The sequence below is a fragment of the Labrenzia sp. ATLA3 genome (genome assembly GCF_057180185.1).
On the sequence record NZ_JBXUKV010000005.1, the window covers coordinates 22,187 to 33,879 of the forward strand.

An 11,693-nucleotide genomic window follows, 5' to 3' on the forward strand; every position below is an offset into this window, starting at 1 on the left:
TCAGCCTACCCTGATGCGCGGGTCGAGCCAGGCGTTTGCCAGGTCCGACAGCAAGGTGAAGAGGATGTAGAAGCAGGAAAAGATCAGGATAAGGGCCTGAACGGTCGGCAGATCGTGACGGCCGATGGATTCCCATGCGAGATACCCTGCGCCGTGCAGGGCAAAAATGGATTCTACGACGATGGAGCCACCGAGCATGAAGCCCATCTGCACAGCAGAGAGCGAGACCACCGGAACGATTGCGTTTCGCAGAGCGTGTTTGAACAGCACTCGTCCTGCACCTGCCCCTTTGGCCCGCGCTGTGCGGACGTAGTCAGCGTTCAGCACTTCCAGCATACCGGCACGAGTGAGCCGCATGATCGCGGGCATGGCGTAGTAGCCAAGCACGATGGTCGGCATGATGAAGTGCCGCCATGTCTCGGACCCTGAAGGTGGCAGAAGGCGGAACTTGATCGAGAAGACAACGATCATGATCAGCCCAAACCAGAAACTTGGCATGGCCTGGCCGGCGACTGATATGAAAAGAGCAATACGGTCGATCAGCGAGTTTGGCCGGATCGCGGCAAGGACCCCGAGCGGAACGGCCGTCAGCAGTGCAAAGGAAATCGCGCATACGCCAAGCGTCATCGTGACGGATAGACGGTCGGCGATAAGTTCCGCGACCGGAAGCTTGAAGTAATAGCTCTGGCCGAAATCGCCCTGTACGGCGTTCCAAAGCCATTCTGCATATTGTTCTGCAAAAGGCCGGTCGAAACCATACTGTTCGTTGATTGCTGCAATATCGGCTTCGGTCGCGTTTTCTCCGGCGATCGCGGTGGCCGGATCTCCTGACAGATGTAGAAGCGAGAAGCTTATCGCCGAAACGGTGAACGTCACCAGAACGGCCAGGCCAAGCCGCTTGAGAGCAAAGGCAAGCATGAAGTGCACTCCAACACGAGGGACGTCCCGCTCTCCAGTAGAGAGCGGGACCAGGACGGCAGGGCCGTCTTATTTCCAGCTCATCTCGAAGAAGCGGACGATTTCATCCGGCGTCGGCGAGAAGTCGACTTCCTTCGTGAAGACGTAGTTGGTGTTGTAGGAGAACAGCGGGATCCAGTAGGCCTCGTCCGCGATCTTCTTCAGCGCCTTGGAGTAGTTTTCCTTGCGAACTTCGCCGTCAACCGTCGTATCACCGGCATCCAGCCAGTTCTTGACCTCTTCGTCGCGGGCGAAATCCTGGTTGCCGAATTTGAAGAAGAGGCTGGTGATTGCCGAGACGTCCGCAATCGAGTTGGAGCCCCAAGTCAGGAACCCGAAGCCGGCATCGCCTTTCTGCTGCATCTCACGCAGAGCTGAGTATTGCAGGTAGTTGAGATCGGTCTTGATGCCGACCTCAGCCAGATAGGCCATCATGGCTTCCGCATAAGGCCGGTTGCGGTAGGCATAGAAGTCGATCGTGAAACCATCCGGATAACCAGCCTCAGCCAGCAACTCCTTGGCCTTCTCGGGATCGTACGGATAGGCTTTCACGTCTTGCTCGCAGCCGAACTGGCTCGGGTAGCAGGCGGACGGAACTACTTTCGAGCTGCCCTGAAGGAGGTTGTCGACAATCGCCTGACGGTCGATTGCATACCCAACGGCCTCACGCACTTCGTTTTTCTGGAACGGATTTTCACCGCCGCGGCCGGCGGCATCCATCGTGATGTACCCGATCCGCATGGTGCTCTCGTTGGAGACGGTGAATTGGTCCATCGCCTTGAGCTGTGTGGCCTGATCGGACGGAACGTTCCAGATCATGTCGATGCCCCCGGAGAAGAGCTCGGCCATCTGCGTGTTCACGTCCGGAATGGTCCGGATATCGATGGTTCCGATGGAGGCTTTGCCCTTCGGGCTTTCGTGATAGTCGTCGTATTTCTTGAGAACGTAGTGTTTGCCGGGGTCGACGCTTTCGACCATGTAGGGGCCCGTTCCGACGGGCTTCTGACCCATTCCGGTCGGTCCGACCTCGGCGTAGTATTCATTCGGATAAATGGACACCAGCCCGGCCAGATATTCAAGCGCAGCCGGGAAAGGACCTTTGGTGTGGATCCGCACGGTGTACTTGTCGATCTTTTCCGCGCTTTCCATCCAGTTGACGTTGCCAGGGACGACCACGTGATTGTCCGGATCGACCACGTAGTTGACGGTGTAGACGACATCGTCGGCATCGAACTCTTCGCCATTGTGGAACTTGATGCCTTCACGCAGCTTGAATTCCAGTGTGGTGTCGTCGATCCACTCCCAGGAAGACGCCAGGTTGCCGATGTATTCTCCGGTCTTTTGATCGCGGTAAACGAGACCGTCCCAGACCTGACGAGCCAGGATCGTGCCTTCACGCGCCGACTGGAAGTAGAAGTCGGTGGTTTCCAGTTCTTTTGAAAAGGCGGTGTGAAGTGTGTCATCCGCCTTGTTCGCAAATGCCTGACCGCTTGAGAGCGCGGCGGCAAGAGCGATCGCACCTGTCGCTATGATTGGTTTCATCTGTTCAAAACCGGCCGAAGCCGACCCTCTGGTTGATTTTTGCTTGTATTATTATTTAATACTTTTTATCTTATAATCATATGTTGCATTTATCTCGGGCGCCTTGTCAAGCGAGTGGTGCCCCAAAGTTAGGCAGGGCTAATCAAGTGGCGAAAAGAGCTCAGGAAAAACAGGACACGCTGTTTGTCGGATCGCTGGAAAAAGGGCTGCGGATCATGGCCGCCTTCAATGCGCACCGCACCGAACTGGGTTTGACGGAGCTTGCCGAAGTGGTCGGACTGGACAAGAGCGCGGCGCAACGGTTCACCAACACGCTTCACAAGACCGGCTATCTCGAAAAGGACCCGGAAAACCGGCGTTTCCGACCGTCCTTGAAGTTCATGGAACTCGCGGCCGCCTATTTGTGGTCCGATCCCTTCGTCCAGTTGGCCATGCCAAAGCTGATCGACCTCAGCCGCGATCTCGGAGAGCGGGTGAATGCCGCCAGGCTCGCCGGTTCCGACATCATCTATGTCATCCGCATTCCAACCCAGCTCACCAGTTTCGCGGCCATGGTGGTCGGCAACAAGGTGCAGGCACTGAGTTCATCGTCCGGTCGCATCATGCTGGCCCATATGAGCGAGGAAGAACGCCAGTTAGCGCTGGAGACCTGGCCCATCGACAGGATTACGCCCCGGACGGTGACGGATCGGTCGCAGATTGCAAGGGAAGTTGAGGAAGCGGGGCAACAGGGATACGGCATTGCGGTCAACCAGAACATCATCAATGAAATTGGCATCGCGGCACCGGTGTTCGACCGGATGGGCAGGGTCGCGGGCACCGTCCAATGTTCGGTGTCTTCGCAAAAATGGTCGCTCGACCGCGTTCACAATGAAATCGCGCCAAGGCTCATGGAAGTCGCCAATTCAATCAACCTGCTGCGTTGAGGCGAAAGGGTCGCGTGCCGGTGCAGAAACCGGTTCCACGGGAGTGGAGAAAGATCTGCTCAAAATTGGGGCGCGACGCAAAAACTTTGGACAGCCGAAACGGGGAAAACTCCGCAAATCGGGCGAAAATCGTCAGCCTGTTCTGCGTCAGTGGAGCGATTTTCTGCGGCGGGACCCTTTTTAGAAGACCCGTAAAGGCCTCAGCGTGTCCGTTTTGCCAGTAGCCTGGCCGCAATGGTGTAAGAGGCGGCGACGTGGCTGCGCATCAGGCGGCGTGTCTTTTCGGCGTTCTGGGCAACGATGGCTTCTGTAATCGCCCTGTGCTCGGCGCGCGAGCTGACAAGCCTGCGCTGGTCTTTGGTAAAATTCGCCACACGCCAGGGCAGTGTGCGGGTGTTCAACTCCGCCCATGTTGCGGCGAGAACCGTATTGTGGGCGCCGGCGTTGATCGCTTCGTGGAAGCGGGCGTTGACCTCGCCATAGGCTTTCGGATCATCGCCGCAGGCTTCCCCTTCCTCCAGGATCGCCTGTAGCGTGCAGCGCTCTATCTCGCTCATGCGATGTGCCGCGAGGCTCGCCAGCGCGCTCTCCACCTCGCCAACCGCTTCAAACAGTTCGGAAAGTTCCTCGGCCTTCATTTCGCGCACCACGAAGGCGCGGCGGGCGCCCCGCACGGCAAGGTTCACCTGTTCCAGCCTGTGTAGTGCCTCGCGCACCGGGGTTCGCGATACGCCGAACTGTTCGGCAAGGGTCTGTTCCGCCAGCGGATCGCCCGGAGGCAACTGGCCAGAGACAATACGGGCTATCAGGGCGTCGAGAATGGTATCGGCGGTTCTCCCGGTCATGCGGTTTGTCCCGGTTATTTAATGTGCACTGTTAGCTTGCACATGTATACATTTCGTGTCAACGTTCGGCTATCGGATCGGCGATTGCAGCGGGAGGTTGCGATATCTGATCTGTGGGCGAACAGAGCCAAAGGCCGGTCGCCCGAAACCCAGGAGCTAGGGAAGGAAATAAAGGATGCCAACCAGAGAGAGACGTAATGACCGATATAGACCACAGGAAGATCCTGGCCGAGCGGCTTTCCACACAGCTGGGACGTAGAACGCTTCTGAAAGGAATGGGGGCCGGCATTGTCGCAGCCGGCGTCAGCGGTATTCCCGGCGTAGCGCGCGCGCAACAGAGCGGCCATATCAAAATCGCGTCGGTGAAAGTCATCGACACTCTGGATCCCCACTTCACCGGGTTCCTGTCCGCGATTCAGATCATCAACAACATTCACAACGGTCTTCTCAAGATCACCTATGACGGCGAGACCGTCCGGTTCGAGCCGGACCTGGCCGAAACCTGGGATCTTGAAGATGACAAGACCCATCTCTTCAAGCTGCGCGACGGCGTCAAGTTTCACGACGGAACGCCCTGCGATGCAGAGGCCGTCAAGTTCTCGCTTCTTCGCGTCAGAGATGGCAAGCCGACGTCCCCCCACGCCTGGAAGCTGAGCCTTCTGGACGAGATCGAGATTGTCGATCCGCTTACTGTCCGGCTCAAGTTCTCCAAGCCCTACGCGTTCCTGCCGGTCGCGCTCAACGGCTCCACCGGGCGCGCGGGAACGATCGTCAGCCCGGCTGCGGTCGAGAAATACGGCACCGAGTATGGCCGCAATCCGGTCGGCACGGGTCCGTTCAAGTTCGTTTCCTGGAAGGAAAACGATGCGATCGAGCTGGAAGCAAATCCCGATTATTTCGAACCCGGCTTGCCGAAACTGGAACGCGCCACCTTCGTGCTGATGCGCGAAGCCTCGACCGCGCTTGCCGCCCTGTTTTCGGGTCAGATCGATGGCATGACCGACTGCCCGATGCAGCTGGTCGACCAGGTTGCAGCCTTCCCCGAAGCCGAGCTGTACGGCGCTATCGAGGGTAACTACACCTTCGTCGGCATGAACTGCCGCAGGGCGCCCTTCGACGATATGAACCTGCGCCGTGCGGTGGCATGGGCACTCGACCGCGAAACGCTCGTCAAGCAAGCCTATTTCGGCAAGGCCCAGCAGGCCTACACGCCGATTTCCCCGCCCATGAGCGGTTTCTTCGATCCCGATATCGCAGAATCGGGCCGCGGCCAGTGGTTCGATCTGGTCAAGGCGAAGGAATTCCGGTCAAAGGCCGCCAACCAGGGCGAGGTCGAGGTCAATTATATCATGGCCGAGCGTGGGCCGGTCGGTACCCGAATTGCCCAGACCGTCGCCCCGATGCTCGAACAGATCGGCGTCAAGGTAAACCTGGAGCTTATCGAACCCGCAGCATGGGTCAGCAGACGCAACTCCGGCGAGTTCGATCTTTATGATTTCGAATGGGTCGCCGATCTCGATCCCGACGAAACGATCTATCCGGAGTTCAAGTCGGATGGCGCGTGGAACTTCTGTGGCTGGAAGAACACCGACTTCGACGACTATTGCGCCAAAGCCCAGGTCGTTCTGGACGTGGCCGAGCGCCGGAAGCTCTACTATGCTGCCGAAGACCTTCTGATGGACGAGGCGCCGATCGCGGTCATGGCGCATATGCCGATCTACAAGGTGTTCTCCAAAAAGGTACAGGGCTTCAACTACATCCCTGCCGATCTCGTCAACCTGCATACGGTGAGCCTCGCCTGATGTTGCTGCATGCGCTTGCCAGGATCGGGCAGACGCTTGCTGTACTCTTCGTCGTCTCGGTCGCCAGTTTCGGTCTTCTGAAGCTGGCACCGGGCGACCCGGTACAGATCATGCTCGGTTCCGAATATTCGCCGGAGGCTTACGAGTCTCTCGTTGCCGAGATGGGGCTCGACCAGCCTTTTCTCGTGCAATATGCCCACTGGGCCCTGAACTTCGTCCAGGGTGACTGGGGGACGTCTTTCGTGGCCCATACCGACATTTTCACCCACGCCTTCAAGGAGGCGCTGCCGGTAACCTTGACGCTGGCGTCGTTCTCGCTGGCCTTCGCCATTCTCATCGGTGTGCCGCTTGGCGTGTTGTCGGCGGTCAAGAAAGATACGGCCTTCGACGCGGGGGCAGCCGTCTTCGCGCTTACCGGCACGGCTTTCCCTTCCTTCCTTCTGGGGATCCTGCTGATCTGGTTCTTCGGCGTGAAGCTCGGGCTCTTTCCCGTTATGGGCTACGTCTCGCCCTGGCAGGATTTCTGGACGGGGATCTATCACATCATCCTGCCCGCCCTCACACTGTCCACCTATTTCATCGCCATGATCACCCGCCTGACGCGGGCAACGCTGATCGAAGTGCTTGAGCAGCCCTATATCGCCGCCGCGCGGGCGCGCGGCGAACCGAACTGGCGGGTTATCTGGGTTCATGGCGTGCGCAATATCGCCATGCCTCTGGTCACCATTCTCGGACTGCAACTCGGGGTGCTGCTGCAGGGCACGGTCCTCACCGAAACAGTCTTCAATCTTCCCGGTATCGGTCAGATGCTGACAAGTGCCGTGCTCGGGCGCGAATACGCCGTCGTTCAGGCCGGTGTGATGATGACTGCGACGTTGTTCATTGGGGTCAACCTGCTGGTTGATTTGTCCTATCCCCTCCTCGACCCACGGCTGAGGGACCGCAAGTGACGCATCCAGATATTTCCGAACCTTCCGGGCATTCCGGTGCTCAGGCCATAAAAACGACCGCGGGCCGGTCCATCTTCGTCCGCCGTCCGTTCTTTGCCGCCGCGCTGCTGGTTGCGCTGGGCTACGTTCTGGCGTCAGTGTTTGCGCCCTGGATTACGCCTTACAGCCCTGTTGCCCAATCGATTGATGCCATGATGAAGCCGCCATCCGTGGCGCATCCGCTTGGCACCGACAGCTATGGCAAGGACATTCTCTCCCGGGTGATCTTCGGTGCCCGCTATGCGCTGGCCATCGGCTTCTTCTCGGTGCTGATCGGTGCGACGGGCGGGCTCGTCGTCGGGCTTGCCGCCGGTCTTTCCGGTGGCTGGGTGGAATGGGTGCTGATGCGGCTGATCGATTCCATCCTGGCCCTGCCGTCCCTGATCCTCGCTGTCGCCTTTATCGCCATCCTGGGGCAGGGGGTCGACAAGGTGATCATCGCTGTGGGGCTTTCTCTGATCGGGCCTTTTGCGAGAACCGTCAGGGCGGACGTCATGCAGGTGCGCGTGCAGCTGTTCGTGGAGGCGGCGCACCTGATGTCGATCCCCCGGCTCAAGGTGATCTGGCGCCATATTCTACCGAATGTGATCTTCCCTCTGGCGGTGCAGGTCACCATTCGTATTTCTGAAGCGATCCTCGTGTCCTCGTCGCTTTCCTTTCTCGGCATCGGTGTGACACCGCCCACGCCGGACTGGGGGCTGATGATTGCAGAAGGCCGGGCCTTCGTAAGCTTTGCGCCCTGGATGTCGGCCATGCCGGGGTTCGCACTGGCTCTGCTTCTGATCGCGCTTTCCATCGTCGGCGACGGAGTTCGCGAAGAATTCGATCCAAAATTGAGGAGGGGTGCATGACCGGGACACCGACCCTGAACGCCGCTCCGCAACCGCTCCTGATCGTGGATGACCTGAGTGTTCACCGCGGCTCGGCGAAGATCCTGGACCGGGTAAAGCTGACGGTCGAAAAAGGCGAGACACTTGCTCTCGTCGGTGAAAGCGGTGCAGGCAAATCAACGATCGCAACCGCGCTCATGGGGCTACTGAGTGGTGCCAAGGTCGAGGGGCATGCGGAGCTTGAGGGCACGGGCGACCTGCTGTCGCTGCCTTCGAAGCAACTTGTGAAGCTCCGGGGCCAGCGCATCTCGATGATCTTTCAGGACGCCGGGGCCGCTCTGAATCCGGCCTATACGGTCGGACGACAGCTGATCAGTGCTTTGCGCCGAAATCTGGGCCTCTCGCGGCGGGACGCACGCGAACGGGCTATAGACCTGTTTTCCTCCGTCGGGATCAACGACGCCGAGGCCCGGCTTTCCGCTTTTCCTCACCAACTCTCGGGTGGCATGCAGCAACGGGTGATGGTCGCGATTGCGCTTGCGTGCAATCCGGACCTTCTTCTGGCCGATGAGCCGACTTCGGCGCTCGACGTGACGATCCAGGCGCAGATCGTGCGTCTGATCCTGTCCCAGACACGGGCCCGGGGGGCAAGCTGCATCTTCGTTCTGCACGACCTCGCTCTTGCCAGCCAGTCCTGCGACAGGATCGTGGTTCTTTATGCCGGGCAGGTGGTGGAGTGCGGCCCGGCACGCGACGTTCTGGAACGGCATCGTCACCCCTATACCAGGCAGCTCAAATCTTGCGTTCTGGAAATTGGACGGCAGGACCTGGAGGCCCCGGAGGGGACCGTTCCCTCACATGACAGGATGCCGCAAGGGTGCCGTTTCGCCACCCGTTGTCCGCGGGCACTGCCGCGGTGCGCCGCTGAAATGCCACCTCTGACGCCCGCCTGCGACGACCGCGACGGCGCGTCCGATCACGCCTTTGCCTGCTGGAATCCGGAATGACCAGAACACGCTCAGAACCGCTGCGCGAGAAACCCGCAGCCAAAACGCCCGTCTTCGAGTTGATCGACGTGGAGAAAACCTTTCAGGTGCCCAAACCCGGACGCCGGTTCAGCCGGGAAACGGTGGGGCTGAAAGCGCTCGACGGCGTGCGACTTCGCATAAACGACGGAGCCTCACTCGCCCTCGTGGGAGAAAGCGGTTCGGGAAAATCCACGCTGCTGAGGGTTCTCCTCGGGCTGGATGCCCCCACAGACGGGCGAGCCAACTATCGTGGCCGGCCGATCTCGGAGGCACGCAGCAAGGGCACCGAATTCGCGCGCGATGTTGCGCTTGTCTATCAGGACGCCAGAGGGTCGCTCGATCCACGCATGACGGTGGGCGCGCTCATTGCCGAACCGCTCCGGCATTTCGGCATCGTTTCGCGCGAGGAGGAGCCTGCTCGCGTCGCCCAGCTGCTTGACCGGGTTGGCCTTCCGGTGGATTCGGCACAGCGCTATCCTTCCGGTCTTTCGGGCGGTCAGGTTCGCCGGGTGGCTATTGCGCGCGCGCTGGCGAGCGAACCCTCCGTTCTGGTGGCGGACGAGGCCGTTTCGGGCCTGGACGTTTCCACCCAGGCGCAGCTTCTGACCCTGCTCCGCGGCCTGCAACAGGACATGGGCCTGACGTTGGTCTTCATCACCCACGATCTGGGTGTCGCCAGCTACCTTTGCGAAAAGATCGCGATCATGTATCTCGGCCGGATTGTCGAAACAGGTGCGACGAACGATGTTCTTGCCGCGCCGGCTCATCCCTATTCCGCCGCTCTGAGGGCCGCCGCGCCGCGTTTCTTCGAACCTTTGCCAGAGCCTCTGCCTGGCGAGATACCCAGCCCGCTGGATCTTCCAAAAGGGTGCCGGTTTTCCACCCGCTGCCCTGCCGTGGAGGGCGATTGCCGGACCCGTGATCCCTATCTCGCGCAGCACGGTGCCGGGCGATCCGTTGCCTGCCTTCACCCTTTGTCAGACGGCGAAGGGCTGCCCCTTGCTTCTGACGCGGACATGTCTTCGCCGGCTGCCGCCGCCGACATTCAAAACCAAACCGACACTCCTCTTTCCCGGGACTAACATGACTTTCGATTTCTTTTCCGCCCGCCGCCCCTCGACCCTGGCTTCCGAGGCGATGATCGCAACATCCCACCCCCTTTCGACTGCCGCCGGTCTGGAAGTCTTGACGGACGGTGGCAATGCCGTCGACGCCGCAATTGCTGCGGTCGCCGTCCAGTGTGTGGTCGATCCGCTGATGACGGGTATTGGCGGCGATTGTTTTGCCCTTTACGCGCCGAAGGACGGCAAGGTGAAGGCACTGAACGGTTCGGGCCGTGCGCCTGCCGCTGCCACTTTGGAGGCACTGAAGGCTGCGGGTCTCGAAAGCGAAATTCCACAGACCAGCCCGCATTCCGTCACGGTGCCAGGCGCGATTTCCGCCTGGTGCCTCCTTCACACGGACCATGGGTCGCTTCCGCTGGACCGGCTCTTTGCCCGTGCAATCGGCTATGCTGAGAATGGCTATCCCGTGACACCACGTGTTGCGATGGACTGGAGCGCGCATGCTGCATTGATCGGAAGCGATCCTCATGCTGCCAAGGTGTTTCTGCCGAATGGCAAAGCCCCGGTTACAGGGGAGCGGCACGCGCAGCCTCTTCTGGCAGTGCGCCTCAAGGAGATCGCGTCAAAAGGCGCTGCCGGTTTCTACGAAGGTGAAACCGGCTCAAACATGGCCGCGCATCTGCGGTCGCTCGGCGGCCTTCATACGGAAGAAGATTTCAACGAAGGCAGCACACAGGCGCATTGGGTGGAGCCCATCTCGGCTTCCTACGGCGGATATGACGTCCTGGAATGCCCGCCCAACGGCCAGGGGCTTGTTGCACTTGTGATTCTGCGGCTGCTTTCGAAGTTCGACATGGGGCAGGGGCTTTCCGAGGCAGACCGTATTCACCTGCATGCCGAGGCGACGAAACTGGCCTATCATCACCGCGACGTGCTGCTGGCTGACCCGGCTATCTGCGAGGGACTGGCGGAGACGCTTCTATCCGATCGTGTGATCGACACGCTGGCGGCACGCATCCGAATGGACCGCGCCCTGCCGCCGACCCTCTGGGATGAACCGGAACACAAGGATACGATCTACCTCAGCGTGGTCGATGCGCAAGGCAACGCGATTTCCTTCATCAATTCTATCTTCCATGGTTTTGGTTCCACGCGGGTCGATCCGAAGACCGGCGTACTGTTCCATTCGCGCGGCAGCTCGTTCCGCCTGATCGAAGGCCATCCCAATGTGATCGCCCCGAAGAAGCGTCCGATGCATACGATCATCCCCGGGATGCTGTGCAAGGATGGCGCAGCGGTGATGCCGTTCGGCGTCATGGGCGGCCATTACCAGGCATCAGGGCATGCGGCCTTCCTGTCCGGTGTTCTGGATCTCGGGCTGGATTTGCAGGCTGCCATGGATGCGCCGCGCAGTTTCGCCTTCGGTGGTGAATTGCAGATCGAACCGGGCATCGGAGAAACGACCCGCGCTGACCTTGCCGCCCGCGGTCACAAACTCAAGGTGGTGGCGAGCCCCCTCGGAGGCAGCCAGGCAATCCGTATCGACACGCAGAACGGCGTCCTCATCGGCGGCAGCGACAGCCGCAAGGATGGAATGGCACTGGGGTTCTAGAGCCAGTCCGTTTCCGATGAAGCGAACGGGATGCGGCATGCCGAATAGGGGCTGACGCAAGCTCTCCAGTTCACTGGGCAGTCGGCGAAGCCGAACAG

At 60.0% G+C, this 11,693-nt stretch carries 10 protein-coding genes; 7 read left to right on the forward strand and 3 right to left on the reverse strand.

The features are described 5' to 3' along the window. Together AC2A6O_RS14375 and AC2A6O_RS14380 are read right to left on the reverse strand one after the other, a co-directional pair. Nucleotides 1-918 carry an ABC transporter permease gene (locus AC2A6O_RS14375; RefSeq protein ID WP_148583842.1) on the reverse strand — a complete coding sequence of 306 codons (918 nt, stop codon included), beginning with the start codon at nucleotides 916-918 and terminating at the stop codon, nucleotides 1-3. Nucleotides 919-987: 69 nt separating this feature from the next. Further along, complete coding sequence (locus AC2A6O_RS14380; protein WP_498928033.1) at nucleotides 988-2,499, reverse strand: ABC transporter substrate-binding protein; 1,512 nt, start codon at nucleotides 2,497-2,499, stop codon at nucleotides 988-990. A 146-nt stretch (nucleotides 2,500-2,645) separates the two neighbouring features. Here AC2A6O_RS14380 and AC2A6O_RS14385 point away from each other — a divergent pair, with 146 nt between their 5' ends. Next, complete coding sequence (locus AC2A6O_RS14385; RefSeq protein WP_498928035.1) at nucleotides 2,646-3,425, forward strand: IclR family transcriptional regulator; 780 nt, start codon at nucleotides 2,646-2,648, stop codon at nucleotides 3,423-3,425. 200 nt (nucleotides 3,426-3,625) lie between these two features. Here AC2A6O_RS14385 and AC2A6O_RS14390 read toward each other — a convergent pair whose 3' ends face one another. Further along, complete coding sequence (locus tag AC2A6O_RS14390) at nucleotides 3,626-4,270, reverse strand: GntR family transcriptional regulator (RefSeq protein WP_498928037.1); 645 nt, start codon at nucleotides 4,268-4,270, stop codon at nucleotides 3,626-3,628. Nucleotides 4,271-4,467: 197 nt separating this feature from the next. Here AC2A6O_RS14390 and AC2A6O_RS14395 point away from each other — a divergent pair, with 197 nt between their 5' ends. The 6 genes from AC2A6O_RS14395 to ggt are packed head-to-tail and all read left to right on the forward strand — an operon-like array spanning nucleotide 4,468 to nucleotide 11,595. Next, nucleotides 4,468-6,072, forward strand: a complete 1,605-nt coding sequence (locus AC2A6O_RS14395) for an ABC transporter substrate-binding protein (protein ID WP_498928039.1) — start codon at nucleotides 4,468-4,470, stop codon at nucleotides 6,070-6,072. Next, complete coding sequence (locus AC2A6O_RS14400; RefSeq protein ID WP_498928040.1) at nucleotides 6,072-7,022, forward strand: ABC transporter permease; 951 nt, start codon at nucleotides 6,072-6,074, stop codon at nucleotides 7,020-7,022. The genes AC2A6O_RS14395 and AC2A6O_RS14400 overlap by 1 nt, the downstream gene beginning before the upstream one ends. Next, nucleotides 7,019-7,912 (forward strand): ABC transporter permease, encoded by an 894-nt coding sequence (locus AC2A6O_RS14405; RefSeq protein WP_498928042.1) that lies wholly within the window; start codon nucleotides 7,019-7,021, stop codon nucleotides 7,910-7,912. The genes AC2A6O_RS14400 and AC2A6O_RS14405 overlap by 4 nt, the downstream gene beginning before the upstream one ends. Next, nucleotides 7,909-8,898: an ABC transporter ATP-binding protein gene (locus AC2A6O_RS14410; RefSeq protein ID WP_498928044.1), complete on the forward strand. Its 990-nt coding sequence runs from the start codon at nucleotides 7,909-7,911 to the stop codon at nucleotides 8,896-8,898. The genes AC2A6O_RS14405 and AC2A6O_RS14410 overlap by 4 nt, the downstream gene beginning before the upstream one ends. Next, nucleotides 8,895-10,001, forward strand: coding sequence for an oligopeptide/dipeptide ABC transporter ATP-binding protein (locus AC2A6O_RS14415; RefSeq protein WP_498928046.1), 1,107 nt, complete (start codon nucleotides 8,895-8,897; stop codon nucleotides 9,999-10,001). Before AC2A6O_RS14410 ends, AC2A6O_RS14415 begins: the two co-directional genes overlap by 4 nt. A 1-nt stretch (nucleotide 10,002) precedes the next feature. Continuing rightward, nucleotides 10,003-11,595: a gamma-glutamyltransferase gene (gene ggt, locus AC2A6O_RS14420; RefSeq protein ID WP_498928048.1), complete on the forward strand. Its 1,593-nt coding sequence runs from the start codon at nucleotides 10,003-10,005 to the stop codon at nucleotides 11,593-11,595. Nucleotides 11,596-11,693: the final 98 nt, after the last annotated feature.

Excerpts from the sequence above, each read along its gene's own strand:
- AC2A6O_RS14410 (WP_498928044.1), top strand. The coding sequence starts at position 7,909 with ATGACCGGGACACCGACCCTGAACGCCGCTCCGCAACCGCTCCTGATC.
- ggt (WP_498928048.1), top strand. The coding sequence starts at position 10,003 with ATGACTTTCGATTTCTTTTCCGCCCGCCGCCCCTCGACCCTGGCTTCC.
- AC2A6O_RS14395 (WP_498928039.1), top strand. The coding sequence starts at position 4,468 with ATGACCGATATAGACCACAGGAAGATCCTGGCCGAGCGGCTTTCCACA.
- AC2A6O_RS14390 (WP_498928037.1), bottom strand. The coding sequence starts at position 4,270 with ATGACCGGGAGAACCGCCGATACCATTCTCGACGCCCTGATAGCCCGT.
- AC2A6O_RS14375 (WP_148583842.1), bottom strand. The coding sequence starts at position 918 with ATGCTTGCCTTTGCTCTCAAGCGGCTTGGCCTGGCCGTTCTGGTGACG.
- AC2A6O_RS14415 (WP_498928046.1), top strand. The coding sequence starts at position 8,895 with ATGACCAGAACACGCTCAGAACCGCTGCGCGAGAAACCCGCAGCCAAA.
- AC2A6O_RS14380 (WP_498928033.1), bottom strand. The coding sequence starts at position 2,499 with ATGAAACCAATCATAGCGACAGGTGCGATCGCTCTTGCCGCCGCGCTC.
- AC2A6O_RS14400 (WP_498928040.1), top strand. The coding sequence starts at position 6,072 with ATGTTGCTGCATGCGCTTGCCAGGATCGGGCAGACGCTTGCTGTACTC.